Source organism: Methanosarcina mangrovi (genome assembly GCF_052057765.1).
Taxonomy (GTDB): Archaea; Halobacteriota; Methanosarcinia; order Methanosarcinales; family Methanosarcinaceae; genus Methanosarcina.
Map to the genome: position 1 here is coordinate 3,866,510 of NZ_CP195120.1, position 25,934 is coordinate 3,892,443.

General features: G+C 43.6%; 29 protein-coding genes and 1 tRNA gene. 15 read left to right on the plus strand and 15 right to left on the minus strand.

Going from position 1 to position 25,934, the window contains the following annotated elements; translation table 11 throughout:
• The first annotated feature begins 103 nt into the window (after nucleotides 1-103).
• From ACSAZL_RS17065 to ACSAZL_RS17075, 3 genes are read left to right on the plus strand one after another with little or no spacing between them, the layout of a single operon-like run.
• A complete protein-coding gene (locus ACSAZL_RS17065; RefSeq protein WP_440945795.1) occupies nucleotides 104-355 on the plus strand; it encodes a hypothetical protein in 252 nt (83 codons plus the stop codon).
• Entirely contained in the window at nucleotides 325-594 is a 270-nt protein-coding gene (locus tag ACSAZL_RS17070; protein ID WP_440945796.1) for an N-acetyltransferase family protein, read from the plus strand. The genes ACSAZL_RS17065 and ACSAZL_RS17070 overlap by 31 nt, the downstream gene beginning before the upstream one ends.
• Nucleotides 573-704 (plus strand): hypothetical protein, encoded by a 132-nt coding sequence (locus ACSAZL_RS17075; RefSeq protein WP_440945797.1) that lies wholly within the window; start codon nucleotides 573-575, stop codon nucleotides 702-704. The genes ACSAZL_RS17070 and ACSAZL_RS17075 overlap by 22 nt, the downstream gene beginning before the upstream one ends.
• A 260-nt stretch (nucleotides 705-964) precedes the next feature.
• Here ACSAZL_RS17075 and ACSAZL_RS17080 read toward each other — a convergent pair whose 3' ends face one another.
• Nucleotides 965-1,102, minus strand: a complete 138-nt coding sequence (locus tag ACSAZL_RS17080; protein ID WP_440945798.1) for a hypothetical protein — start codon at nucleotides 1,100-1,102, stop codon at nucleotides 965-967.
• Nucleotides 1,103-2,461: 1,359 nt separating this feature from the next.
• On the opposite strand from ACSAZL_RS17080, the gene ACSAZL_RS17085 reads away from it, so the two are divergent.
• The 3 genes from ACSAZL_RS17085 (at nucleotide 2,462) to ACSAZL_RS17095 (ending at nucleotide 4,015) form a co-directional block, all read left to right on the plus strand.
• Complete coding sequence (locus ACSAZL_RS17085; protein ID WP_440945799.1) at nucleotides 2,462-3,055, plus strand: DUF3267 domain-containing protein; 594 nt, start codon at nucleotides 2,462-2,464, stop codon at nucleotides 3,053-3,055.
• Between the two features lie 21 nt (nucleotides 3,056-3,076).
• On the plus strand, nucleotides 3,077-3,259 hold the full coding sequence (locus tag ACSAZL_RS17090; protein WP_440945800.1) for a hypothetical protein: 183 nt from the start codon (nucleotides 3,077-3,079) through the stop codon (nucleotides 3,257-3,259).
• Nucleotides 3,260-3,415: 156 nt separating this feature from the next.
• Nucleotides 3,416-4,015, plus strand: coding sequence for a 4Fe-4S binding protein (locus ACSAZL_RS17095; protein ID WP_440945801.1), 600 nt, complete (start codon nucleotides 3,416-3,418; stop codon nucleotides 4,013-4,015).
• A 430-nt stretch (nucleotides 4,016-4,445) separates the two neighbouring features.
• Here the strand turns inward: ACSAZL_RS17095 and ACSAZL_RS17100 are convergent, their stop codons facing one another.
• The 4 genes from ACSAZL_RS17100 to ACSAZL_RS17115 form a co-directional block, all read right to left on the minus strand.
• Nucleotides 4,446-5,213, minus strand: coding sequence for a potassium channel family protein (locus ACSAZL_RS17100; protein ID WP_440945802.1), 768 nt, complete (start codon nucleotides 5,211-5,213; stop codon nucleotides 4,446-4,448).
• A gap of 92 nt (nucleotides 5,214-5,305) precedes the next feature.
• A complete protein-coding gene (locus ACSAZL_RS17105) occupies nucleotides 5,306-5,644 on the minus strand; it encodes a pentapeptide repeat-containing protein (RefSeq protein WP_440945803.1) in 339 nt (112 codons plus the stop codon).
• Nucleotides 5,645-5,791: 147 nt separating this feature from the next.
• The gene (locus ACSAZL_RS17110) at nucleotides 5,792-6,775 is read right to left on the minus strand and encodes a hypothetical protein (RefSeq protein WP_440945804.1); all 984 of its coding nucleotides are present in this window, start codon (nucleotides 6,773-6,775) and stop codon (nucleotides 5,792-5,794) included.
• A 315-nt stretch (nucleotides 6,776-7,090) separates the two neighbouring features.
• On the minus strand, nucleotides 7,091-7,771 hold the full coding sequence (locus ACSAZL_RS17115) for an alpha/beta hydrolase (protein WP_440945805.1): 681 nt from the start codon (nucleotides 7,769-7,771) through the stop codon (nucleotides 7,091-7,093).
• A 310-nt stretch (nucleotides 7,772-8,081) separates the two neighbouring features.
• Between ACSAZL_RS17115 and ACSAZL_RS17120 the strand changes: the two genes are divergently transcribed.
• Entirely contained in the window at nucleotides 8,082-8,489 is a 408-nt protein-coding gene (locus ACSAZL_RS17120) for a PaaI family thioesterase (protein WP_440948885.1), read from the plus strand.
• 262 nt (nucleotides 8,490-8,751) lie between these two features.
• Here the strand turns inward: ACSAZL_RS17120 and ACSAZL_RS17125 are convergent, their stop codons facing one another.
• Nucleotides 8,752-9,300 carry a methyltransferase family protein gene (locus tag ACSAZL_RS17125; protein WP_440945806.1) on the minus strand — a complete coding sequence of 183 codons (549 nt, stop codon included), beginning with the start codon at nucleotides 9,298-9,300 and terminating at the stop codon, nucleotides 8,752-8,754.
• 13 nt (nucleotides 9,301-9,313) lie between these two features.
• Between ACSAZL_RS17125 and ACSAZL_RS17130 the strand changes: the two genes are divergently transcribed.
• Nucleotides 9,314-9,541 carry a hypothetical protein gene (locus tag ACSAZL_RS17130; RefSeq protein WP_440945807.1) on the plus strand — a complete coding sequence of 76 codons (228 nt, stop codon included), beginning with the start codon at nucleotides 9,314-9,316 and terminating at the stop codon, nucleotides 9,539-9,541.
• Between the two features lie 177 nt (nucleotides 9,542-9,718).
• On the opposite strand, the gene ACSAZL_RS17135 is transcribed toward ACSAZL_RS17130, so the two are convergent.
• Nucleotides 9,719-9,790: transfer RNA gene (locus ACSAZL_RS17135), tRNA-Gly, on the minus strand.
• A 174-nt stretch (nucleotides 9,791-9,964) separates the two neighbouring features.
• Between ACSAZL_RS17135 and ACSAZL_RS17140 the strand changes: the two genes are divergently transcribed.
• From ACSAZL_RS17140 to lysA, 3 genes are all read left to right on the plus strand, one after another.
• Nucleotides 9,965-11,746 (plus strand): ATP-dependent DNA ligase, encoded by a 1,782-nt coding sequence (locus tag ACSAZL_RS17140; RefSeq protein WP_440945808.1) that lies wholly within the window; start codon nucleotides 9,965-9,967, stop codon nucleotides 11,744-11,746.
• A gap of 94 nt (nucleotides 11,747-11,840) precedes the next feature.
• Nucleotides 11,841-13,607: a DNA polymerase/3'-5' exonuclease PolX gene (polX, locus tag ACSAZL_RS17145; RefSeq protein ID WP_440945809.1), complete on the plus strand. Its 1,767-nt coding sequence runs from the start codon at nucleotides 11,841-11,843 to the stop codon at nucleotides 13,605-13,607.
• Nucleotides 13,608-13,891: 284 nt separating this feature from the next.
• A complete protein-coding gene (lysA, locus tag ACSAZL_RS17150; RefSeq protein ID WP_440945810.1) occupies nucleotides 13,892-15,154 on the plus strand; it encodes a diaminopimelate decarboxylase in 1,263 nt (420 codons plus the stop codon).
• Between the two features lie 110 nt (nucleotides 15,155-15,264).
• Here lysA and ACSAZL_RS17155 read toward each other — a convergent pair whose 3' ends face one another.
• Nucleotides 15,265-15,813, minus strand: a complete 549-nt coding sequence (locus ACSAZL_RS17155; protein ID WP_440945811.1) for a ferredoxin domain-containing protein — start codon at nucleotides 15,811-15,813, stop codon at nucleotides 15,265-15,267.
• A gap of 330 nt (nucleotides 15,814-16,143) precedes the next feature.
• Here ACSAZL_RS17155 and ACSAZL_RS17160 point away from each other — a divergent pair, with 330 nt between their 5' ends.
• Nucleotides 16,144-16,740 (plus strand): hypothetical protein, encoded by a 597-nt coding sequence (locus ACSAZL_RS17160; RefSeq protein ID WP_440945812.1) that lies wholly within the window; start codon nucleotides 16,144-16,146, stop codon nucleotides 16,738-16,740.
• 39 nt (nucleotides 16,741-16,779) lie between these two features.
• On the plus strand, nucleotides 16,780-17,118 hold the full coding sequence (locus ACSAZL_RS17165) for a winged helix-turn-helix domain-containing protein (RefSeq protein ID WP_440945813.1): 339 nt from the start codon (nucleotides 16,780-16,782) through the stop codon (nucleotides 17,116-17,118).
• Between the two features lie 249 nt (nucleotides 17,119-17,367).
• Here ACSAZL_RS17165 and pscS read toward each other — a convergent pair whose 3' ends face one another.
• The 6 genes from pscS to hpt form a co-directional block, all read right to left on the minus strand.
• On the minus strand, nucleotides 17,368-18,528 hold the full coding sequence (gene pscS, locus ACSAZL_RS17170; RefSeq protein ID WP_440945814.1) for an O-phospho-L-seryl-tRNA:Cys-tRNA synthase: 1,161 nt from the start codon (nucleotides 18,526-18,528) through the stop codon (nucleotides 17,368-17,370).
• A 450-nt stretch (nucleotides 18,529-18,978) separates the two neighbouring features.
• Complete coding sequence (locus ACSAZL_RS17175; RefSeq protein ID WP_440945815.1) at nucleotides 18,979-19,257, minus strand: DNA-directed RNA polymerase subunit L; 279 nt, start codon at nucleotides 19,255-19,257, stop codon at nucleotides 18,979-18,981.
• A 115-nt stretch (nucleotides 19,258-19,372) separates the two neighbouring features.
• The gene (locus ACSAZL_RS17180; protein WP_440945816.1) at nucleotides 19,373-20,320 is read right to left on the minus strand and encodes an exosome complex RNA-binding protein Csl4; all 948 of its coding nucleotides are present in this window, start codon (nucleotides 20,318-20,320) and stop codon (nucleotides 19,373-19,375) included.
• Between the two features lie 492 nt (nucleotides 20,321-20,812).
• Nucleotides 20,813-21,406, minus strand: a complete 594-nt coding sequence (locus tag ACSAZL_RS17185) for an METTL5 family protein (protein WP_440945817.1) — start codon at nucleotides 21,404-21,406, stop codon at nucleotides 20,813-20,815.
• A gap of 110 nt (nucleotides 21,407-21,516) precedes the next feature.
• Nucleotides 21,517-22,524, minus strand: a complete 1,008-nt coding sequence (gene dph2, locus ACSAZL_RS17190; RefSeq protein WP_440945818.1) for a diphthamide biosynthesis enzyme Dph2 — start codon at nucleotides 22,522-22,524, stop codon at nucleotides 21,517-21,519.
• Nucleotides 22,505-23,074 (minus strand): hypoxanthine/guanine phosphoribosyltransferase, encoded by a 570-nt coding sequence (gene hpt, locus ACSAZL_RS17195; protein ID WP_440945819.1) that lies wholly within the window; start codon nucleotides 23,072-23,074, stop codon nucleotides 22,505-22,507. The genes dph2 and hpt overlap by 20 nt, the downstream gene beginning before the upstream one ends.
• Nucleotides 23,075-23,088: 14 nt before the next feature.
• Between hpt and ACSAZL_RS17200 the strand changes: the two genes are divergently transcribed.
• Nucleotides 23,089-23,319, plus strand: a complete 231-nt coding sequence (locus ACSAZL_RS17200) for a hypothetical protein (RefSeq protein ID WP_440945820.1) — start codon at nucleotides 23,089-23,091, stop codon at nucleotides 23,317-23,319.
• A 209-nt stretch (nucleotides 23,320-23,528) separates the two neighbouring features.
• Here the strand turns inward: ACSAZL_RS17200 and ACSAZL_RS17205 are convergent, their stop codons facing one another.
• Nucleotides 23,529-25,622 carry an FmdE family protein gene (locus ACSAZL_RS17205; RefSeq protein WP_440945821.1) on the minus strand — a complete coding sequence of 698 codons (2,094 nt, stop codon included), beginning with the start codon at nucleotides 25,620-25,622 and terminating at the stop codon, nucleotides 23,529-23,531.
• Nucleotides 25,623-25,786: 164 nt separating this feature from the next.
• Between ACSAZL_RS17205 and ACSAZL_RS17210 the strand changes: the two genes are divergently transcribed.
• On the plus strand, nucleotides 25,787-25,930 hold the full coding sequence (locus tag ACSAZL_RS17210) for a hypothetical protein (RefSeq protein ID WP_440945822.1): 144 nt from the start codon (nucleotides 25,787-25,789) through the stop codon (nucleotides 25,928-25,930).
• The last annotated feature ends 4 nt before the right edge of the window (nucleotides 25,931-25,934 follow it).

The following is a 25,934-nucleotide window of genomic DNA, read 5'->3' on the forward strand; positions in this document are numbered from 1 at the left end:
TATAGTACCTATACAATATAAAATTGTAGTATAATTTCTCAATATGATTTCTCAATACAACTTCTGAACAAAAATTCCAAAAAAAGGAAAACAGGTGCATGAAATGGAATATAACATGGTTCCTATCTCCTCCGAAGACAGGGAAGCTGTAATCGACATCTTCAACCACTACATCGAAAACAGTTTTGCCGCTTACCCCGAAAGGAAAGTCCCTTACGAATTTTTTGACTTATTCCTCCGGAATACAGCCGGATATCCCACTGTCGCCGCAAAGGATGAAAACAAAAATGTCCTGGGCTTCGGGATGCTCCACCCGCATCTCCGATGCCTACCCTGGCGGGAACCGCCGAGATAACCTATTTCATCAGGCCCGAGTTCACCGGAAAAGGAATCGGGGCCACAATGCTCGGATACCTCCTTACCGGAGCCGGGGAAAAAGGGCTTCACTGCATCCTTGCAAATATTTCCTCCCTCAACGAAGGAAGCATACGTTTCCACCGGAAACATGGTTTCACGGAGTGCGGGAGGTTCCGTGAGGTAGGAAAGAAGAAAGGAAAGCTCTTTGATACGGTGTGGATGCAAAAATTGCTTTAAGAATGATAAAAGCGGCTTTTCCGGAAAAATTCAGCGAGATAATCGGGAGATTAGAAATTGCACCGGAACTAAATCAGGAACGGGAAAATGTAAATCAGCCCGATCAATGAAGCAAAACGAGTGATGCGAGCCTGGAAATTATTTAGAATAGCGAAACCGGATCAAAAATCAGATGCCTTTGAAGCTTTAATTTTTACCAGACAAGAATCATAAAAAATGTAAAACCAGACAAATTCATCGGCCCACTTTGATTTTTGCCATTCGGTATCAAACAGAACCGTGCGAACAGGTCGTCATTGGTTTTACATTTTTCATTTATACTTGATTTTCCGTCTTCTGCCTCGGACCAATTAGAATATGCAACAGCATATTATGCTGTCAAAGCAACTTCCGAAAAATAGCCACAGAAAACCAAAGAAACAGCAGCAATTATTGTTGAAGCCACAGCAGTTATTGTTGTAGCCCCAACAGTTATCGTTGTTGTCATAGCAGTTATCGTTGTTGTCATAGACGTTTTCTTCCTCATAACATGCGCTTGCTGAAGCAGCTGTCATTGATAGTGCAAAACAGACTAGTACCAGAATAGTCAGTGCCTTTCTTAGCTTTCCCATTTGTGTACACTCCCATAGTTTTCTCATATTGATACAATTTTAAGGTCGCTGGCTTTTCAGCCTACTTTCAATCGGCAAATGCATTGAATAAATACTACTTTACCAATCAACAATCTTGATTTATTATTCAAAATCGACTGGTAAATTCTATCCGCGCCCCTATTTACCGATGTAAGTAATTTCAAATTATACAACAAATCATACCAACAAATTATACCCACAAATTGTACCAACATGGAATTAACATCCAGAAGATATAATATATAGAGAAATATAAATTAGGAACGAATGTTATGTAAGAAATATATAATACACGATATGTTTTTAAGCCGGCATATCTCTAAAAAATTATTTTGTATCAGACCTTCCAGCTGATGTTCTTAAAAAAACAGCATTTTTCTTGTTATCGTTTTTAGAGAAACGCCACAATATCTACAATTATTATTTTAATTAACTTTCAGAGATACGGGAATTGGAATTTTTGAATGAAGGAAAAAGGTCGAAATTTTTGGAAAATTTCAAAACCCTCCCTTGAAGTTCAAATTTCTCTTTCAGAACCTCTGAGAGATACATTCAGGTAATAACTCATAACAAAAATTATAACCTGAACAGGCTGACTACCTCGGATAAGACTTTTTGGGCCAGGTTTTATTGATGGGGGCTGGAAAAACGATCCTGACATATTTCGGCGCGGACCATCCGATCGTACAAAACCGGGCCTGATCATGGTCAGCAATAATCCTTACAGCTTTTTTCGGGTTTATTGCCATAGAACTTGCCAGAAAACCGTTTTTCCGGATATCCCGGACGAAAGAATCTCAAAAAAGGGTGGTTTTTGTATTCGGTTCTCCCGGGTTTCGGTTTTGACATAATCGAAACCCGGGTCGGCCTGACAATGCATCTGTTAGATATCCATGTAGCTTTTCCCTTATCCGTTCCTGCCTATCTGACAGGTGGAATTTTCCTTGAGGTCCTGTACCCATCTGGTCCTCGTCGTATTTCTGTTCCGGCTGATCTCCAATGTCATCCTTAAGAGAAAAAGACAAAATGAAGTTCCCAATCCCACTTTCCGGGAATCGGGATTCCTTGCCCCGGTGGTACGGAGGCACAGACTGCGGGTTATGGCACATGGTCAGGTCCATGATATTATTGACGTATTACTGACGATATAGGGTGGTTTCATTGATATACCCGGATAACTGACTGGTATCAGTGAGCGAATAAAGGGAGAAGGTATTATCCGGCTGAGAAACAGAATGCCGAAAGCAAATCCCGAAAGGCAATCGGAATTAATAGCCAGCAACTGGATACAGCTGCGCGAACCTCAAAATATCGTGAGCATCGGATTGCTAGTGGTTCCCATAATGGGCTTAAGCGCCCTTGCAACCATAAAAATATTCAATATATTTACAGCTTTTTCCCTTGCCGACTTCGGACTCACAGCACAGGGAATATCCGCAACCATAAACCTGAAGGGCCTTGCAGGGCTTATGGGGCTGCTGCTAGGCCATGAATTCCTGCACCTGATCTTCATTCCTAACGTTATCAGGTCAGATAAAACATATTTTGGGGTCACTTACTCCGGAGGATATGTTTATTCGGAAGAAAGCCTGCCAAAGCTAAGGTACGTTCTCATCACGGTAGCTCCTTTTCTAACTATTTCAGCAGCTCTGCCCTTAATCCTCGGACTTCTGGGCCGGCTGACTCCATTGGCAGAAATTCTGATTTTGTTAAACTCCATGGGTTCCTGCATGGATCTGATGAACCTGGGCTTCATCCTCAGCCAGGTCCCTGCGGCTGCAGACATAACCTGTAACGGGACAGAAACCTACTGGAAAAGGAAGGATTAGAGGGTCCGGGATAAAAGAGAGTTGACCCTGATGAACTGTTATAGCTTCTTTGCGGATCTGGTGAAGGTATATATCATCACAATATCCAAAATAATACTATACAGGCAGCGAAGCCATTATCAAAACCCGCTTCCTTTAGGGGGAGACCTCGCTAAGCCTTTTTATGTATTTTACGAAATGAGAAGAGGGGATTTGGAAAAGTGAAGATTTGAAAAAAACTTTGAGAAAGAGATGATTTGAAAGGAAGAAATGTAAAGATGAAAATGTAAAGATGAAAAGTAAAGATGAAAAGTAAAGATGAAAAGTAAAGATGAAAAGTAAAGATGAAAAAGTAAAGATGAAAATCTAAGGGTGGGGGGTATGGAAGATCCGCTTGAATTCTTAAGAAACATCAAATCCGTTGCTGTTGCAACTGTGGACGATGGAAAACCGGCAGTCAGGATGAGCGATGTAATGCTGGTTGAAAATGAGAAGCTCTATTTTCTCACAGCAAGGGGAAAAACCTATTACAGGCAGTTAAGGAAAAATCCGGAAATAGCTCTTGTAGGCGTGGATAAAAACTATGTTATGGTAAGGGTCAGGGGAAGGATAGAATTCGTTGAGAACATTTTTCTGGAAAAAATATTTGAAATTAATCCGGTTCTTGATGAAATATACCCGGAGGATACAAAAGATATTCTGGAGGTCTTTTGTTTATCTTCCGGAGTAGGGGAGATGTTCGATTTATCCGGCATCCCTCCAAAGCGTGAAAGGTTCGCCTTCGGAGGGGCAAAAGTAGCAGAACCGGGATATAAAATTACAGAAAAGTGTACAGCCTGCGGGATATGTGAAGAATTATGCCCCTCAGGCGCCATCAGCAAAGGGGAAATTTATAAAATTGACGGGTCGATATGTCTGGAATGCGGGAGATGCGCTGAACACTGCCCTTACGACGCGATCGAATCCCCTTCGGGAATTTAAATAGTAATCTTATAACCCAGACGGTAATTTCACAATCCAGATGAAAATCTCAGATTCCGAATGATGAGATCATAATCCAGATGAGAATCTGATAGATAGGTTTAAATTTACTCTTCAATTTGAGACTGTTTTTATCCTATTGCAATATCTCACTGCAATATCTCACCCATATCTTTTTTACAGGAATTATTCTTCCTGGCTCTGCTTTTTCCGCAGCCTTAACAGACAAACGGGACCAGCCGGCACCTTACTTTTGCCGTTTATTCCTCATATCCCGGGAACTCCCCGCAGAGCAGCCTGCCTTCATACAGGTGCGGAAAAAGGAAGAAAAAACAAGTAACGGGAAAGGAAAGGATAAGGGTGACAGGAAAAACAAGAGTAACGAGTAGAGGCACAGTCAATGAAATATATAGAGAAACTTACTTGAAAATTACCTTTTTTCCCTTTCCCTGTCAGAAAACCTGCTAATTTCACTGGAAAGCCGCTGTACTTCACTGCGCAGTTCTGCGACCTCTTTTGAAGAAGTTTCTTTTTCCTTGCCTATAAGAAGGCTTGCAAGGGCTGCCGTTATGTATCCGAAGATTGCAAAAGCATAAACGGATAATAAAAAAGTCAGTATTCTTCCTTCAAAGGTTTCGGGCCAGTAATCGCTCCCTATCGTCGTCATAATCATGGCTGTCCACCATAAGGCATCCCAATAGGAACCGAGTCCGGGACGCTCAAAACTGTACATACCAGCTGCCCCTAAAAAAGTAATTAAAGCGGTAAGCAAGAGGACATATTCCAGGCCTCTCTGCTTCACTGCCTGCCTGACAGTCCTTATGCTCCTGTTAAATGAAGAGAGAATTCGAACAAGATTAAAAGACCGAACGAAACTCGTGAATTTAAGTACCCGGAATCCTCCGAATAACTTTAAAATCCGCAAAGCAGGGAAAAATAAAGAAAGAGCAACAAGCCAGTTTTCCATTAAATAGACCTTTTTCTTCGGAGCAATATACAGCTCAATAAAAAAATCCACTATAAATATACCCCAGATTACATCAATTGTGATTTGCAAATGCGGAGAGAGCCCGTAGACAAGGTCGACAATAATAAGAGCCAACCAAACTATTGACAGCAAAATCAGAGGAAAATCCAGAATCTCGTTAATCTGGTAAAGTAAATCCATTCGTTCCTGCTGCAGTTGCTCCCTGTCCATAATCTCCTTCTCTACTTAAATTATACAGAAGATTAAAAGAAAAAGCACACAATTATAAAAAACCTGTGAATATTATAGCCTCATAAGGGCATTTAAGACATCTCAGATGAATATATTTTAGTTAGAGAACTAATTTTAAGATGAAAATCAAAAAAGTTCATTTCTGATGAAAATAGCCCTATTGAGAATAGATTTGCAAAAACAAGTTTGTTGAAGATAGTTTCGTTGAAGATAGTTTCGTTGAAGATAGTTTCATTGAAGATAGTTTCATTGAAGATAGTTTCATTGAAGATAGTTTCATTGAAGATAGTTTCGTTGAAGATAGTTTCGTTGAAGATAGTTTCGTTGAAGATAGTTTCGCTGAAGATAGTTTCATTGAAGATAGTTTTTATCCAATGGATCAGAAGAAAAACAAATTTTATTAAGGACAACTCACAGCTGTTATAATGTAGTTTAGAAATAAAAAATGATGAACTGTGAATATGCAGATTCACAGCCCTGATTCCAGACCGAAGTTTGTAATGGAAACGAACACTTGAATCAACCTGTCCATACAATTCTTTCGGTCACGCTATCGTTCACTTCATATTTCCGATTGTAGACCTTCTTTCAGTCGCGTTCAATGTAATGGGCTTGGTCACAACTTCAATCGTGTTATCCGTATTTTTGATTATCAGGATCTTTCCGGTTGTGTTGTACATGGTCCTGTCCATGTCTTCTATTTCCACCATTTTATCCATATTTCCGATTACAGCCGTATCTCCGTCCATCCCGACCATATCATCCATGTCTTCTTCCATTCCGGTCATGTCATCCATATTTTTGATTATAAGCATTTTTCCGGTCATATTACATACTTTCGCGGATTCAGTCATGTTAGCCAGGTCTTCGGCCGTCCAGGTCGTATTACTCATTTTTTCGGCTATTTCTTCCATATCACCCATATTTTTGATTACAATTGCTTTTTTGGTCATATCACCTGTTATGGTTCCGGTCATATTTCCGGCCATGAGTACGGTCATGTTATCCATACCCTCGACAGTCTTATTCATTTCTTTCATGTTGCACATCATGGTTCCGGTCATATTTCCGGCCATGAGTACGGTCACGTCACCTATGCCTTCGGTCATGTTATCCATGCCTTCGGGCATGTAATCCATTTTTCCGAACATAATCACGTTTCCGGGCATGCTATCCGTTTTTCCGACTATAACCGCCTTTTCGGTCATATTACTCAGATCTTTGATTAAAATCATTTTTCCAGTCACAGTACATGTTATCTCTTCAGTAGCATTATCCGTACTCTCGGTAGCGTTATCCGTACTCTCGGTAGCGTTATCCGTACTCTCGGTAGCGTTATCCGTACTCTCGGTAGTTTTATTCATTTCTTCGATCACAACAGCGTTTCCGGTCATATTACACGTAACGGTTTTAGCAATATTTCCGGTCACGATCAGATTTGTGCTATCCATGTCCTCGTCCGCATCTGTCTGCGCTTGCACGGATACGATGGACAGGGTTAGGCATAACGCCATCAGAGAAACTATTAGTTTCACTTTCATTCTATACCCCCATACACTAATTCGGTCTTCTGACCCAGTTAGATTAATAATTCCCAGTTAAATAAAAGTAGGTTTAATATAAACCAATTTAATAATAAAGGGAGAATTTATAAATACTTAATCTCTATTTAACTATATGGAGGGTTAGTCAGATTTTCACAATCAGTAAACACTTTTTAAGTCAGAATTGTTAAATGAAAATTAGATATTGAGCTTCAATGAATAAAGGTTGAACAGAAATAACAGTTGAACAGAAACCAGAAGGAAAAAATTATAAAACTTATAAAAGATAGTAACCCGAAAGGCGGAAAGAACTCATTTTAAGTAGTCTTCAATCCAGCTTTTTACTTCTTTATACACTTCATCTGATACTTCTGCCAAATCATGCCCTGCCCCTTCGTGTATCGTGAGCTTTTTCGGTTCATGAGCCAGGAAATATGCGTATATCGAACTCCCTGACAGCAGTGTTTCATCCTTATCCCCATGGATCAAAAGTGCTGAAACCCCTTCGGTAAGGTCGGAGATCGGGCTAATTCCTGAACTCTGAGTGGAAAGGATGACTATGGTTTTTACAGCGCCCTCATTATGCGCAGCCTGAACAACCACGGCGCCTCCAAAAGAATACCCTATCAGTCCGAACCCGGAAATGCCCTCACCTTTTAAAAACTCAATTCCTGCAAGCACATCCATAGTAGCTTCTGCCAGATCGGTGGGATGCCTGAACCTGACCCTTAGCGAACTTATTCCGGAATCCAGCAAATCCACACACAAACGGGGATAAAGACCACCTGCAGGAGTATCAAAACCCCCTCCTCTCCCTCCGACCATAATCACCGCTTTGCTCGCCCCTTCTGCCGCATAGTAACGGCATTCAACCCTTCCACGACCTGTTTCAATCATAACTATTTTAAATCCGTCTCCGGTTTCTTTTTTAATTCCCAGTGTATTGGTTTCCAGTACTTCAACCCCGAGTTCGGATCTCTTCCTTCCATCCATAAATGTATCTAAAACTCCGGCTTATTAGACGCTTGCGGGTAATGTAAAATTACTTAGTAATAAGTAGTGAAATTAGTATTAAAAATCGGAACAAGAAGCGCAATTTCAAAATCAAAAATTTGACTGAAATCTGCTTTAAAAAGAGATTTAAAAGTAACTGGAGTTTGAAAATAAATTAGGGAAAACGTGAATAGGCTTTCGAACGGAAGAGAAGAAAATGTGTTCCCGAATTTAATTCGGAAAGCATAACTTTAATTAAAAATATGGCAAATGGGAAGTGACTTTACTGACAATTATCGGAGTCGTTATTATGGAAGATCTCAAGCGTTTTTTTAAAAAAGATAAGTTTGCTGCACATTCAGGAATAGAACTGCTGGAAGCTGCTCCAGGCTATGCAAAAGCCAGACTGGAGATAGAGGAAAAACACCTTAATGCTTTAAGGGCAGTGCAGGGAGGCGCAATATTTACCCTTGCAGACCTTGCTTTTGCCGCAGCTTCGAATGCATACGGGATTGCTGCAGTTGGGATCAATTCAAACATCTCTTTTGTAAAAGCTGCAACAAAAGGGACTCTCACTGCCGAAGCAAAGGAAACTTCAATAAACCCGAAAATCGCCACCTATACCGTGAACATCACGGACGACTCAGGAGATCTCGTGGCAATATTTCAGGGAATGGTTTACAGGAAAAAATTTACACTTGATTTTTCGGATGTTTGAATCCGTAAATTATGGGGATTCTACAAATTCTTGCTGGAACTGCCGGGATCACCCATTTCATCGTGCCCGAATAACCGAAAAAAGGATAGGCTCAAAAATGCTACAACGACTACTTACAGGAGATACAGAAAAACATTTAAAACATCTTTTTTTGGGTAACATTTACTTATTTTTTTGGGATATTTACTTATTTTTGTAGGACATTTACTTATTTTTTTGGGGCACTTACATAAATACTTTAACTTTTTCTCTCATAGAGTCCTCACCAAACAAATGGTAAAAGACGGTACTTTACCTTTTTCGTATATTCCCTGTATCCTGAAAGCTCCTCGTAGAGCAGCCTGTCTTCAAAGTATGTGCGAAAAACAAAAGCAGAAGAAAGTAATACTACAGGGATCAGCCCATAAAGAGAACCGATGATAAACGGAGAACAACCGTAAAACAGAATCATTCCGGCATAACCCGGATGCCGGATAATCGCATAAGGTCCCGTGGAAACAACCCTGTGCTCTCTTTCCATCTGGACCCGGGCTGTAGTTTCAAAAAACTTGTTTTCAATCATTGCCCACACCACAAACACCCAGCCCACAACGAAAATCATCACACCGAATACCAAAGACCCCATCCCGGTGCTGGAAAGATGCAATCTCCCAACATCGAGCCCACAAACAATAAACACTAAGAGAAGAAACACGATATAGAGTACTGCAAACAGCTTATCCCACCACTTCATTTCTCCCCATTTTATTTCACTCCGTGCCCTTATGACTTCAGGATTGAACTTGAGGAAAATAGCCATATTGAAGAGCAACGAGACAAAATAAATGCCAAAGAAAAACCATGCTCTTGGAAGGCCGATCCGCCCGGCTGAAAGAAAAAACACCACCATAAACAATAATAAGCCTGTGATAACCTGTGACGTTCGTCTGGCAAACGCCTTCCAAAACTCCATGTCTTTTTCCACAACCTCGACCCAAAGAAAGAATATTATTTTAATGCTAAAAAGATTTGGATGGTTAAGTTCAGAACTCAGCAGGAAATCGAACTCTTGAAAAAGCCGGAATGGATATCAAAGAGAAACATCTTAACGCTTTAGAATGGTTTACAGGAAAAAATTTCCTTGACTTTTCAGATGTCTGATTCAAAAAGCTACAAAAATTTTGCTAAAAATGAGAAGAGAAATACAAGATTAAATTTTTCGAAAAAAGAATTAAGAAAAAAGCTCAGGATGCGACTGCCGGGATTCGAACCCGGGTTCTAAGCTTGGGAAGCTCAGGTCATAGCCACTAAACCACAGTCGCAAACCATCTTAAGGAACTGCTGTGTACTCTTCTCATGCATCTTTTAGATATTAAATGTTTCGGTAAAAAGGGGGGAGATGCCGAAGAGTACTGGTTTACCCCTTACCGGAAGTGAGGATCTGTTTTAGAAACTTAAGGGTGCAAAGCAATAAAGACCGGAGCAGGGAATAGTAATTGGGGAAATTTCAAACCGCTTTTGTGGAGAAAAGGGCAATGGCGCGGTTTAAGGAGCTTGCAGAGCTTTTTGAGGAGCTCGAACGGATCACGTCCCATAAGGAAATCGTAAGGAAGCTTGCCGGATTTTTTGAGGGACTAAAAGGGGACGAGGTGAAGGATAGTGCTTATCTTTTTCTTGGGAGCATAGGCCCTGCCTTTGAGAACACGACGTTAGGGATTAAAGACAGGCTTGCTACAAAAGCCATCGCAGGAGCCTATGGAGTTTCCGAAGAAGAGGTCAAAAAGCGATATGCAAGGGCAGGAGACCTGGGAGACGTGGATTTTGAGCTGAGCGAAAAAAAAGAAGCGTCTCTGACCATTGAGGAGGTTTTCAAAAGGCTGAGACAGATAAAAGAAGCTTCGGGAAAAGGGAGTCAGGAGGAAAAGATCGGACTTCTTTCGGATATTCTTCAGAAGGCCACTCCCGAAGAAGGAAAATACATAATAAGGATTGTACTTGGGAGGCTCAGGCTGGGATTTGGGGACCAGTTTTTGCTCGAAGCCTTCTCCATTGCCTTTACAGGGGACAAAAAGCAGGCAGGAAAAATAAAAGAGAGTTACAGTGTCTGCACGGATATCGGAGAACTTGCACAGACCCTTGCCGAGTACGGAGCCGGGGCTCCGGGGCATTTCTCCATAAAACCGGGAAGACCTGTGAAATCAATGCTTGCTCAGCGTGTTGAAAGCTTTGAAGAGCTTGAAGAAAGAATTAAAGGGAAAAAAGCAGTCGAGGAGAAATATGATGGCGAAAGGGTACAGATCCACAAAGCCGGAGACGAAATTAAAGCTTTCTCCCGCAGGCTTGAAGATATCACTGCCCAGTATCCGGACGTTATCGAAGCCGTCAGGAAAAGTATCTCTGCGAATGAGATTGTGCTTGATGGGGAAATCGTTGCATATGCCGAACAGGAAAAAGATAATACCCCGATAGAAGAGTTCTACCCGTTTCAAAACCTGATGCAGAGGCGCAGAAAATACGAGGTCGAAAAGTACAGGGAGAAATGCCCTGTTGCAGTGTTCTTTTTTGATATTCTTTACCTCAACGGAGAGTCCCTTCTGAAGGAAACCTACCCTGAAAGAAGAGTTCTTCTCGAAGAGCATGTTAACGGGTCAGGAATAGTGCACCTCACCAGAAGAACTGTTACTGAAAATATAGAGAAGCTTGAGGATTTTTTTAACGAAGCCATCGAGAAGGGACTTGAAGGAATTGTGGTCAAATCCATGAGCAGCAGCTCGGTTTACGAAGCCGGGAAAAGGAGCTGGCTCTGGCTCAAATGGAAACAGGAATACTCCGAGGGCATGAGGGAAACCTTTGACCTTGTGGTTGTCGGGAGCTATTATGGGAGAGGGAAAAGGAAAGGCTCCTTCGGGGCACTCCTCTGTGCAGTCCTGAATGAAGAAGAACAGCAATTTGAAACTTTCACAAAGGTGGGCACGGGTTTTTCTGAAGCGGATGCCGAAGAAATCAACAGCCTGCTTTCAGCCCACACGGTAATTGAAGCTCCAAAGAATGTCATCATAAAAAAAGGGATGCTTCCTGATATCTTCATGGAACCGGCAGTCGTTATTGAAGTCCTCGGCTCGGAGATTACAAAGAGCCCGGGACATACTGCGGGAGAAGGGGAAAGAGAAACAGGGCTTGCACTGCGTTTTCCCCGCTTTTTGCGTATAAGGTATGACAGAGCGCCCTATGATGCCACAACGGTTAGGGAAATAAGGGATTTGAAGGAAGGAATTTGAAAACAGGCTCGGAAATCAGAGACATCTGAAGTAAAAAAGGCGAAAAAGGGGTATAAAACCATTAAGGAGTAGTGAGCTAAGGAGTAGAAAGCTGTTGAGAAACCGTGAAATTGCCGAATTGTTATATGAAACTGCTGACATTATGGAGTTCCAGCAGATAGAATGGAAACCGCGAGCCTACAGGCGGGCAGCTCAGAATATCGAAAACCTCGGAGAGGACATTGAGAAAGTCTATGAGAGAAAGGGAAAAAAGGGGCTGACAGAAATTCCGGGGATTGGGGAAGCCATTGCTGACCATATAGCCGAATACCTCGAAACCGGGAAGGTGAAAAAATTTGAAGAGCTAAAAGGGAAAGCCCCTTCAGGCACCACCGAGCTGATGGAGATCAGGGGTCTTGGAGCAAAAAAGACAAAAAGACTTGCCGATGAGCTCAAAATAAAAACAATTTCGGACCTGAAAGATGCGGTTAATGCGCACAGGATCAGGAGGCTTGAAGGCTTCGGGGAGAAAAGCGAAGAAAATATTTCCCGGGCACTTAAAAATTACGAAAAAAGCCACTCCAGAATGGCGCTTGGAAAGGTACTCCCACTCGCCGAAGAGATCATATCTGCCCTCAAAACTACCCTGAAAACCGAACGCGGGAGCAAAACCCCGGAAATCGACCTCTCAAAGCTCATCTACACAGGCTCCCTGCGCAGGCTGAAAGAGACTATAGGGGATATCGATATCCTTGCAGAAGCAGAAGGAGAACAGGTGGGAAAGGTAATGAGTGCTTTTGTTTCCCTCCCTGCTGTTGGACAGGTGGTCTCAAAAGGCATCACAAGAAGCAGCGTGATCCTCAAAGAAGGACTGGAAGTAGACCTGAGGGCGGTTCCCCCTGAAAGTTACGGGGCTGCGCTTCAGTATTTTACGGGCTCAAAAGAGCACAACATAGAACTCCGGAATATTGCCCAAAGAGAGGGTTACAAGCTTTCAGAATATGGATTGTACGAAAAAGCTTCCGGAAAACAGGTTGCAGGCAAAAGTGAGGAAGAAGTCTACAGGAAGCTGGGGCTTGAATACATCATACCCGAACTCCGGGAAAACCGGGGAGAGATTAAAGCCGCAGCAAAAAATGCCCTTCCAAAACTTATAGAAGCAAAAGACCTCAGGGGGGACCTCCATCTGCATACGAACTACAGCGAAGGAAAGGACAGCCTGGAGACAATGGTAAAAAAAGCTGAAGATATGGGATATGAATATATCGCCGTTACAGACCATTCGCGTTCCCAGAGAATTGCACACGGGATGCAAATCGATACTCTGAAAGAGCAGTGGAAAGAGATCGAAAAGTTGTCAAAACGCTTCAGAATAAAAATCCTCCGAGGTTCCGAGGTAGAGGTCCTTAAAGACGGGAGCCTTGACTACCCGGATGAGATTCTTAAAGAACTCGATATCGTAGTCGGAGCTGTGCACTCAGGTTTTTCCTCTTCGGAAAGGGAGATGACAGGAAGAATCGTCACCGCTCTTGAAAACAGGCACCTTGACATACTTGCCCACCCTTCAGGCAGACTGCTCGGGAAAAGGGAGGCTTATGCGGTTAATTTCGGAACGATCTTTGAGGTGGCAGCGGCAAACGGGAAGGTTATGGAGATAAACAGCCAGCCCTCAAGGCTGGACCTTAACGATGAGCTTATCCTGAGGGCAAAAGAGTATGGGCTGAAATTCTGTATTTCAACGGACAGCCATTCCGTGTCGGATCTTGCTTCCATGCGTTACGGGCTCGGGCAGGCGAGAAGGGGCTGGCTCGAAAAAGAAGACATTGTCAATACCTACCCTTACTCAAAGCTTAAGGACATTTTCAAAAAACTCCGGGATTGAGAAGAAAAATCAAAAAACAGCTTACGCCGCCAGTCCAAAAGTAACCGGTTTATCGGAAACTTGTGTAAAATAACAGAAACTTAACATCTTTTTGAGACAATGTGATCCGTTTCTGTAAATCAATACTTTTTTTAGGATAGTGCAGGAGATGGAGGAAAAACTAATAAAGGAGTAAAAATTCAATTTGATACAAAACTGATTAAACAAAAATCGATTAAAAAACCGATTAAACAAAAATCGATTAAAAAACCGATTGAACAAAAATCAGGTAAAAGGTTAAGATAATGGTTTCAAAGGACCTCCCCTTCACAAAAGAAAAAATATTGAAAATAACGGAAAAATATCCCACTCCCTTTCATATTTATGACGAGAAAGCCATCAGGAAAAACGCCAGAAGAATGAAATCCGCCTTTAAAGACGTCCCCGGCTTCAAGGAATTTTTTGCTGTAAAAGCCCTCCCCAACCCATTCATTCTCAAGATCCTTAAAGAGGAAGGCTTCGGGGCGGACTGCAGTTCCCTGCCGGAACTGATCCTTGCGGAAAAAGCAGGGATGATCGGCGACGATATTATGTTCAGCTCCAATGATACGCCGGCTGAAGAATTTGCAAAAGCAAAGGAACTTGGCGGCTTTATCAACCTTGATGACATCAGCCATATCCCCTACCTGGAAAAAGCTGCAGGGTTTCCGGAAATCGTCTGCTTCAGGTACAACCCCGGCCCTCTCAAGGAAGGAAACGCAATCATCGGAAAACCCGAAGAGGCAAAATACGGCTTTACGCGGGAACAGATGTTTGAAGGGTACATGATCCTCAGGGATAAAGGCGTAAAGCGCTTCGGGATGCACACAATGGTTGCTTCGAACGAACTTAACTCCGACTACTTCGTTGAAACCGCAAGGATTCTCTTCGAACTCATAGTTGAGATTTCAAAGGAACTTGGAGTCCGGTTCGAATTCGTAAACCTCGGCGGTGGAATAGGCATCCCCTACAGGCCCGAACAGGAGCCGGTCTCCCTCGAAGCTGTAGCAAAAGGCGTAAAAGAGGCTTACGATGCTACCATAACAGCTAACGGGCTTGCTCCCCTCAAGGTTTACCTTGAATGCGGCAGGGTCATCACCGGTCCCTACGGGTACCTTGTCTCGCAGGTCAGGCACCTGAAAAGCACTTACAAAGACTACGTGGGCATGGACTCCTGCATGTCAAACCTGATGCGGCCCGGTATGTACGGGGCATACCACCACATAACCGTACTCGGGAAAGAAAACAAGCCCCCTGTCCATAAATACGACGTAACCGGCTCCCTCTGCGAAAACAATGACAAATTCGCAATCGACCGGATGCTCCCTGAAGTAGAAGTCGGAGACATCCTGGTGATCCACGACACCGGAGCCCACGGGCATGCCATGGGATTCAACTACAACGGGAAACTCCGCTCTGCCGAGCTCCTGCTGAGAAAAGACGGAAGCGTTGTGCAGATCCGCAGGGCCGAGACCATCGAGGACTACTTTGCGACCCTCGATTTCGAGCAGTTGAAAAGTTTCAGGTAAAAACAGGTGAAAAGCGGAAACAAAAGCTGTTCATACCTGATTTAATACTTTCTTTTTTGCAGGGGACCTGGTTTTCCTGACCCCCCATTTTTCAATATCATTCCGGAACTTTATCTCGTTGACTTCCTGTCAAAAAAGACATTTTTCCCCGTGACACTCAGCGGAATCCCCATTGCCACATCCGCATCGATCATCTCAAAATAACAGGCTGCAGCTCCGGCAGAGTACATTATCCGGTTGTCAATGCAGAGGTCTTTTGCTTTTGCGGCAGCCGAGCCCACGGCAATCCCGAGGTCCAGGTACTTGATCATACACTGGGGACCCAAGAATTCCTTCTGTACCTTTTCATGTTCAAGCATCTTTTTGCAGGTATCAAAGCCGCAGGCTCCGCAGTCCAGGCTGCTCACACCCGAAGCTTTGAGCCCGATCAGGATGACGGTATCGGCGTCCCTGACATTCCGGGCGTCCCGGAGCAGGAATTTGAGGCCTTTGATCTCGCTTAACTCTTCCATCCTGAATGCAAGTTCGGTTTTTTCTTCAGGCGAGAGGAGGCAGGTTACGATATCGTCAATCCCTTTGCCTTTGGGGGCGGTCCGAGCTGCGGTAAGGACGATTTTTGCAAGCGTTTCGATTGATTCGAGTTCAGGGTTCAGTCTCATGTGAATAAAAAACCTCTTGTCTATTTATAAATTAAGTGCTGGAACTTTGGATTGCGAAACGAAGGAACCGGTGATATTAGTAAAGGTACCTGAAAAGCAATAGAATCTTTACATGAAATCTTAATGAAAGATCTTCTGAAAGAGGAAATTTATATATATATAGATAACGATATGTTTTTATACTAAAAAGATGAAAAAATAGAGAGACGGATACCAAAATAAAGACTATTCCAGAATTCCCGATTTTGTGAGAAATGAAAACTTCGGGTTTTGAAATCGTTTTCCATCAGAAAGTTGTTTCTGCCCGATCAAATATTCCTGGAGATTTCAATGAAACTTATGCTGGATGAAGAAGAAATCCGGATAATTGAGTGCATTAAAACAGCTCACACGGACTGCGGTTTCCATATCCGGGATGTTATCAAAAAGGCAAAAGCCGAATATGGATTATGCAGGTCAACAGTTTACGAAATAGTGAGTTATCTTGAGTTCCACGGCCTGGTAAAAACGAATGAATTCGGTAACCGGGAACTTGATCCAGACATCCCCTATTTTGTAATATGTCCAGCGTGCGGGAAAGAAATTCAGGAAAACGAATCCGTCAAAGAGAACGATCGGATAATCTGTGAGGACTGCTATCTGGAAGAGCATCAAAAAATAAAGTTTGCAGACCCAATTGCAGTGCGCTCAATGAAACTCTTCAGAAAGCAGCACGGATTTAAAGGAACTGAGGGCCTGACCGAACTGCAAAAAGAAATCTATAACTTTATCCTGGAAGATGGAGGAGCTACCTCCGAAAAAATCTCGAAGCTTTTTGGACTCACCCTTCAGGAAACAATGAACCAGCTTGCAATACTAAGACACTGCGAACTGGTGAAGGAGCGTAAGCTTGGGGATGAGGTCTACATGGTATCGTTTGACTCTTGATTTTTTAGTAAATGAATGCTCATGGAAAGGTGACCGAATATGGATTCAGATGAAAATGCAAGAAGAAAAGAAGAATGGCTCGAGCGAATGAAACGTGAAGGTAAACTGACGAGAAACCCGACCGAAGACCATAAATTCGGACTCAAGGTTCTTCAGAATACCACGAGAAGAGAGATCCTTATCTCGCTCGGAAGTGAGAGAAAATCCTATGAGGAAATAAAAGAAAAATTCAACCTGAACGACAGCATGGCAAATTTCCACCTCAACATGCTGGAAGAGGCACTTTACATCGAAAAAATAGAAGAGGAAGGAAAAGTATTTTATGCCCCAACCCCGCGGGGAGAAGGGTATGTGGAAAACGTGGAAATGAAGAAGTAAAAACAGACAAACCCCGAAAACAGGGATTTATTTTTTTAACCCCGGAAACATTGGAAAACAAAACATACAGTTCCAAAACTTTTTTGTAATATTTTCCAGCCTGGATACCGTAGAGCATTTAAACTGCCGTTTTTTTGAAGTTACAAAAGAAAAATAAGAACAGATTAAAAAAAGGAATTCGTATGCCTGGGATAATGGACGGACTGTCAGATTACCCCGGGCATCAAAGAAGACCCGATTTAGCAGATTTTAAACATTCTCGTACTTCTTCAGAATCTCTTCAAAAGAGTCCGCAACAGCACCGAGCTTTTCTTTTCCGAGCCCGAAGGTGCTGAGCTTGAAGTACTTTGTAAGCCCGGACTTGATGCCGTGGATATTCCTTTCCTTCAGCTCCCTGTAGAGGAAATATCTGCCGTTTTTGACCTTTTCGGAGATCGCATAGAAACCCGGAGCTTCAAAGAACATAAGGTCGTGAGAATGGGGTTTCTGTCCGCGCTGGACAAAGCCCATACCTTCAAGCCTTTCAGAGAACCAGCGGGCATTTTCAACTTCCTGGTCCCAGTTCCGGACGCGCCTTACCACTTCGGGAAAAGAGGCTATCATTGTCATAATCGTTGCCCCACGGGCAGTGCAGCCCAGAAGCTCGACTTCCTTTACCTTGCTGTATACGGATTTCCTGAATACGATTGGGGCATATTCTTCGCTTACTCCGAGCACTCCGACAGGTCCGGATGCTGCCATTGACTTATGCCCGCTGCCCACTATAAAGTCAGCTCCGATTTCTTTTGCGGATACGGGCATCCTTCCCACACAGTAAGCCCCGTTCAGGAGAAGAGGGACGTCGTATTCGTGGCAGACGGAAGCGATCTTTCCCGCATCCGGGATGTTTCCGTAGCTCCCGTCAGGATATGTTACAAGGGCAAGAACAGGGGGTTTTCCGCATTCCTTTGTGACCTCTTCGATTGCGGTCCCGTACCCTTCGGGGTCGAGATAGTATTCGGGACTGCCTGCATGAGGCACCACTTTTACATTCAGGCCAGCTCTTTCGGCTGCGACATAAGAGGAGTAATGGGCAAGCCCGTCAAGCACGATCCAGTCTCCGGGCTTTCCTATGGAATGCATAACCGCAAATTTAGACTCTCTTGCCCCGTTTGTAACCCTTGCCTCATCACAGCCCAGAAACTCAGGGAGAGCCTTATGTACGAAATCATGAATCGGGGGTTTTTTAATCTGGTCAAGAACCCCACCACAGAAGTCGCAGACAGAATAACCGTCTCCCCATTCCACAAGGGTCTGCCTGGCTGCCTCGGTCAAAAGCCCGCCAGTCTGCAGAGGGTCGATATTTATGCTGCCGAGGGTTTCTCGTTTTATGAAACCAAACTTCTGTAAAGATGAGTCATCAAGTGTCATTTTCTTTATACCTCAGTGATAACGGTAAATTTCCTATTCAAACGATAAATTTCTGGTCCAGCCCGCACTGTTCTGTAAAAAACCAGTTACAAACAAGTTACTGTAGATTGATTTATCGTTTCTTATGCGAATTGACCGCTTAAAGCCCTATGTATCCAGTGATATATCAGGAATTCATAAAAAGGTATTCCAGAAACAACTCGTAAAAAGGGCAGTAAAATAACGTGGAAGTAAACTACCGTGGAGAGCCACTGTAAAAAGGATTGCCGGATTTCGTTGCTCCGGGAGCATAAAGTGAAAAGACGATGCGTAAAAGTAAAGAAGAAAGGAAAAGTTGAAAAGAAAAATACTGTCCAGTACTTTACCTGTAAGTATAGGGCAGGAAAAAGTTTCTGATAGAAGAAAAAAGAGCAAAACGTCTTTTAAAGAGACGTCCTGCAGTCATCGGCTTCAGGCATTTACTGCCTTGCTGAAGACATCGATGAACTCGTCGCATTGAGCAATAATGATTGCTGCCGCTTCCTTTAAGACCAGAATCGGGTCTGTACCGTCGGTTTTGATGTAAAGGATCGGGTCACTGATGCTCACATGTTTCATGTCGTAGAAAGCCGCTTCAACCCTTTCATCTTTGATCAGGAGGTCCTTAAGAAGATTAAGAAGGGTATGAGTTTCGCCTCTAAGCTCGACTTCAAGCTCGTTATTTGTTTTATTAAGGATGTTCAGTTCCATTGGTGACCACCTGTAAATGGTGAGTAATATAGCCGGCTATTACAGCCTGCCGCAAAATGCATAATCCGCCATAAAATGCCGAAACCTGCATAAAGTAAGATTGGGAAAGAGAAATTTACCTGATTCCTTTCCCATACTCGGTTGAGATCTTACGGGTTTCAGTCATATTGCAGACAGGGCATTTAAGCTTTTTCCCTTCCAGGACAAGTTCGCCTCTGCAGTTTGAGCAGTAAGCTTTTACAACTCCAAGGGAATCTTCGGATGTGGTTAGGCGCATTCTGTCAACGTCGATGACTCTTGCTCTTACGATATCAGAAGGCCTGAACTCATCTGAGAGTCTCTTAACATAGGAATCCCGCACATTTGAAACATGGATATCCCCTGGCCTTGAGCCGACAATTTCCCTGTCCTCCTTTCCTTCGATTCCTGCAACTTCTACCATTGCCCCGGACTCGCGGACGTCAGTGATCCTGCCGTAAATTATGTCCCCTACCTTAAGGATATTTGGAGTAAGGGTGTTTGGCTTAACCGAGACTACTCTGGCCTTTCTGTCAATGAATACATTTCCTGTGGCAGTGGAATAGATATCTCCGCCAATTACTACTGTTCCGCCTCCCGGTTTGAACTCTTCCGTAGTCCCGACAAGCTCGCCCGGAAGGACAAAGCCTCCTTTTTCAAGGTCTTCTTCGGATCTCACAGGTTCTCTGGCAGGCGGCCTGGGCCCCGGCATTTCCTTTCTATCTCTGGGAGATTTCTTGGGATATGGGAACCTTCTCTTTTTGTTAAGGTCACCTTTGAACTGATCCTTTGACTGGTCCCTGGACTGCCCCTTGAACTGGTCTCTGGACTGATCCCTCTGACCTTTAAACTGCTCTCTTGACTGGCCTTTATACTGGTCCCTGGACTGGCTTCGGGGCTGACCTTTAAACTGCTCCCTGGGCTGGCCCTTAAATTGTTCCCTGCTTTCTGCAGCTACTGGAACCGATTTTTCAGCAACCGGCTTTCCTTCCCCAGGCCCGGTTAATTTCTTCCTGGTAGTCTTATTTTTTCGGATTCTAATCATGATCCCTCATTCGAATTATCGCTATTAGTGGACGTAAATAAGTCGTTCTACTGGTTTTCAGTAATTTTTATAGAGTTTTTGGCGGCAACTGGACCCATAGAGAATTCATTTTCGGGAGGAACAGGAGCAATCTTCTTCCTCAATATTTTCCAGTTAGTTCTTCCCTTAGCGTGGCATACGTTTCAATGAATACAGACTATATTATTATAAAGTAACTATATTATTGTACCAGCCATCAAATTATTTAGATAACCTTCCCGAAGTATCTATCTACGCCATGGACCTGCTCCATTGTTACGGATAAATTGTTCCATTGTTATGGAGAAATTGTCCCATTGTTGCGGAGATGTTCTCTACACTATTGACCCGTTCCCATACAGAGATTTATTAATTCCGCCTTTTAAAGTGAAAGCTGAAGATGTAAAGCTGTAAAACATGAGGCACTAAATTCCTGAACACAGGCATTTGAACACAGGCATTTGAACACAGGCCTCATTCATGAACAGCGACCCTGTAAATCTCTACCTTAATTATTTCTCTTTCTTTTTGATGGAAGTCGAAAGTCCGTTTAAGAGGGAATTTCGCAACGTAAGAGTGTGTAATGACCGCAGGCTTAATGAACTTTTGGATAAAAGCAAGGCTTCCGCGGTTGTGGATGGAATATATTACCTCACTCGTTCTTAACGCTGACGAAAGAAACGGCCTGTCCCTGCCTTTAACTCTTGACCCGAAAGGAGGGTTCATGAGTGTGGTTTTTACATGCCCTGAAACTTCCGTAATATCGGAGCAAACGAACTCAACCTCCACTCCGAGCTTTTCGGCATTTTTTCTGGCGACCTCAAGCGCCTTTGGGTCCGTATCATATCCCACGACCCTCCTTGCTCCCAGAAGTTTTGCCCCTATTGCAAGAATTCCCGTACCGCAGCCTAGGTCCTGGACCGATTCGTCAAGGTCTCCCTGCATGTAAGCAAAATGGAGGATTTCCGCCGCAAGAAGAGAAGGGGTCTGGTATTGCTCCAGCTCAAGTTCGGGACTTGAAAAACCTTCGACTTCTTCGAGCAGCATTTCAAGTTTTCTCTGTTTCATATCTTTTGAATTTTATTGGTTTCGTATTTCGTGAATGTGTTCTAATTTAGTTTCGTGAGTAGTCTCCACTTCGTTTTGTGAGTATCCTCTGATTTTATATCTATAAAAAGTTATACAGGCTCCTCGGTAATTTCATCGAGCACAAGCTTTTCCCACTCGCGTTCTCCAACCACGATCTCAAACTCCTGAGGGGTCAGCATGGGGGAGGGAAAACGTCCCACTTCATCCACGGCAAGCCGCGGACAGGCGGTGTTTACGAAAGCATCCACCTTGAACTGAAGCAGCTGGTCGGGAGTTACGAGATCGATAAGGATAAGGTGGGCTTCTTTTCCGTGTTTTTTTGCAATTTCTTTGAGAGAAGAAGCAAGTTCCATCCTCATCTGCCCGTTTTTGCTTGAGACAATTATCCCGAAAACCTGTGCATCCAGAGACTTTGCAATTACCGCACTCCTCTGGCGGAGAATCCTTGATGGGTCAACCTCCCGGACTTCCCCGGAAAAGGGGTCAGCTGCAAGGACACGTTTTTTTGTGGAAAGGGCTACCCCCAGAGGGTGGAAATCCCCGCTTCCGATATAAAGGTACTCATCACAGACTTCATCCCTTGCTGCCGAGAAATTGCAGCCCAGCACCTGCCCCGCATAGGCAAGCCTTGAGTCCCCGCGCCCGATGACGCAGGTCTTTCCTCCGGTCTCGAGCACCCTGCACACGTCAGGCAGCTTGTGGACATGCTGGACAGTGGTGATCAGCCCGATTTTCTCTCCTTTAAGTTCCGGAAGAGCCTTCTCAACAACCGGCCGGACATCAACCGAGGAACGGGTTTCGATAAAGTACACCTTATCCGAAAGCCTGACATCTTCCAGTTCCGCGTGCCCGAAGTGGAAAAGAAGCTCTACGTGGTCAAGGAGAGTCCTGTCAAGGTCGCACGCCCCGAAACATGGGTCTCCCGAGATGAGCACCTCAGCTCCGGTTGCCTCCTCAACGAGTTTTGCAAGTTCCGGACCTTTGCGTTTTAACCCTTCGGGAAACTGAAAACCCACAAGCTTTGCTTTCGTATCCTTTATCACACTGATTATATAGTCAGGCCTTAAATCGAATGCTTCACTGATCCCCAAAGACATCCTGAATCTCCACGCCCTTCTCGCTCACATCAATTGTGACGAGAATCTTGGGTTCAACTCCAAGTTCCCTTAACTTGAGATAGCCGTCTCCGCGCCCGATAACGGAAATTACATCCGTGACCTCGACACCCATGTTCTTTAACGCTTTTACAAGGGAAAGAAGTGTTCCCCCTGTACTGATAACGTCGTCCACGATAATTACTCTGTCTCCCTTTTTGAGCCCATTTATATAGAGGGCTCCTTTCGAATAGCCTGTGCTCTGGGAGAGTTCAACTTCCCCTTCAAGGAAGTAAGGCCGCTTCCGGACAATGGTAAGAGGAATTCCGGTTTTCAGGGAAAGGGCACTTGCAACCGGGATGCCCATAGCTTCCACGGTCAGGATAGTGTCAACGTTCATATCTGCTATCCTTTCAATGTAATCGGAAATCTCTTCTACCAGACGGGGATCGATGGAAGGGACGCCATCAGAAATAGGATGGATGAAATAGTTATATTCCCCTCGCTTGATTACAGGAGAATTAACAAGTGAGTCTTTCAGTCTTTCAAGCATGGTTTTAACCTTTTTTGGCTGTTTCAATATTCCGGGAAGTAAAAAACCCTGAAATTATATCCTGCTCCCTCAAATCTTCTCTCTCGAAGCGGATATGGATAAACAAACCCGCTTTCTGGAAAGACAAATCAAATTCAGGAAACATTGAAGTACTTGATATAGCTTTGGTTTTCCGGATACTATTTCCATTCACACCCTGGAGGGCATTCATCGGGGGCGCAGGAGAATTTGTAATAAATAGTTAAGTCAGTGTTAATAAATTTAAGGATATAAAGGTAAAGGGATATGTAAAAAACCGTGAAAAATAAAAAAGAACCCGGGGTAAAAAAGAAAAGGAGCGAAGAAAACCCGTCAAACGCTCCGATATTCAGGAACTTGTTTTCAATCGTCAGCACCGGGCATTCTATCCTGTTTCGGACTCATTCAGCCAGTGCCGATTCCGGGGACTCCATTTTTAGGCGTTCACATCCCCTGCAGAGTCGAGCAGTCCAAGAACTTCATAGGGATTCGTATCTGCCAGTTTCATTTCGCTCAGGGTATCCGAATCAATGTCAATAACTGCGATTTCCGTAACAAGGCCGTCCCAGTTATCCGGTTCCATAAGCCAGAGGTCTTTCAGGTATTTCGAGACCCATGAAGGATCGGTGTCTTTTGCCCCGCACTGCGCACTCGCAATATCAGAGTTATATCCGAGCACCACTGCTTTCATAGTTCCGGCATTCTTATCATTGACAACGAAAATTCCGGCAAGGGAGCTGTCAATTGCTTCTATATCTTCGTCCGTCAGGGCAGAAACCCAGATTCCTCCTGTTCCGGGAGTGGCATCCCAGCGCTGTAAGAAGACATCATCCTTACACCACTGAGGGGAGGAAAAGACCGTATAACTTACCCCATCCTCAAGCGGGTAATTCTCTTCCATCCAGTTTGCAAGCACATAGCCGCTTGAAACTCCGGGACAGAAGTGGTTGTGCAGTTCCAGGCACTGCATAAGTTCATAATCAAGATCTCCGGTGGCCCAGGCATTGCAGATTGTAAGAATGGCAAATTCACGCCCGTCAAACACCTTTGCACTTACTTTTTCATTCCAGGCATCTATGGACTTCTGGTTTTTGGAAAGGGTATCAAAGTCTATATTTTCTGTTACCTGATAGCTGATCTCATTCCCATTTCCGTATGAAACCTCGATATAAGTGCAGTTCCCGCTGGATTTGTCAAAGAAGGCAAACCAGAGAGGGGCATTTCTTGCGTTCTGGACTGCAAGCAGATTCTGTGTGTACTGTAACTCCCTTCCGTAAAACTCCGAATAGAAATCATTCAGAAAAAAATCAGACCCCTCCGGAGAGCCGATATCCGTTATTATGAAAGAATCTTCAGAGCTAAGGTTTCCAAGACTTTCTTCGGCTGCGGCAAAAACCTGATCCATCAGTTCACTGTCCTCAACTGAGGGATTGTCATTTCCTTCCGGGTTGAGCAGGCCGAGAACAACATAGGGATTGACTCCCGCCTGTTTCATTTCGTTCAGGGTATCCCCATCAATGTCAATAACTGCGATTTCCGTAACAAGGCCTTCCTCATCCCAGTTATCCCTGTCCATAAGCCAGAGATCCATTAGATATTTAGAAATCCATGAGGGATCGGTGTCTTTTGCCCCGCACTGCTCATTCACGACATCGAAGTCAAACCCGAGTGCCACTGCTTTCATAGTTCCGGCATCCTTGTCCGTAACCACAAAGATCCCGGCAGGAGAGTTCCCAATTGCTTCGATTTCTTCGTCCGTCAGGGCAGAAACCCAGATTCCTCCTTTTCCAGGAGTGGCATCCCAGCGCTTTACGAAGACATCATCTTTACACCAGTTAGGACAGGAGAAAACGGTATAACTTACCCCATCCTCGAGAGGGTAATTCTCTTCCATCCAGTTTGCAAGTACATAGCCGCTTGAAACTCCGGGACAGAAGTGGTTGTGCAGTTCCAGGCACTGCATAAGTTCATAATCAAGATCTCCGGTGGCCCAAGCATTGCAGATTGTAAGAATGGCAAATTCACGCCCGTCAAACACTTTAGAGCTTACTTTTTCACTCCAAGCATCTATGGACTCCTGGTTTTTGGAAAGGGTATCAAAGTCTATATTTTCCGTTACCTGATAGCTGATCTCATTCCCATCTCCGTATGAAACCTCGATATAAGTGCAGTTCCCGCTGGGTTTGTCAAAGAAGGCAAACCAGAGAGGGGCATTCCTGGCATTCTGGACTACTAGCAGGTTATCTGTATACAATAACTCCCTATCATAAAACTCCGAATAGAAGTCGTCCAGGAAAACATAAGATTCTGCAGGAGAACCAATGTCTGTGATAATGAGAGTGTCCTCAGATTCAAGGTCTCCGAAGCTTTCTTCGGCTGCAGTAAAAACCTGAGCCATCAACTCCGAGTTATCAACTCCAGTTGCCATCCCCGGGATGGAACAAAAGGAGAAAACAAGTATAGTCAACAAAACAAAATCTGAGATTTTGTTTTTGAGTTTCCAGTTAGCAATTTCACGTATTCCAATCATGCTTTTTTCCTCTAATCCCAAAAATCATTTCTTAGAACTGACAAAATAATAGCATTTGTCAGAAAAGTAAAGCCTAACAATTAAGACAAAATAATATTTTTATGTTTTTTAGTGTTACAAAATTTGGAAAAAATAATACATAAAACTTTCGAATTTTGTTAACGTTGAAGACTGGATCAGCAGAAAAAAGAGAAGAAAAAGGAAATTTACGGAAAAAGAAAGGAAGAAGAGAAAAAATGAGAAGAAAAAAGGTAAAGATAACAGAGAAGGAAAGGAAAAAAATAAAAGAAAAGAAAAAAAGAATTTGAAAAA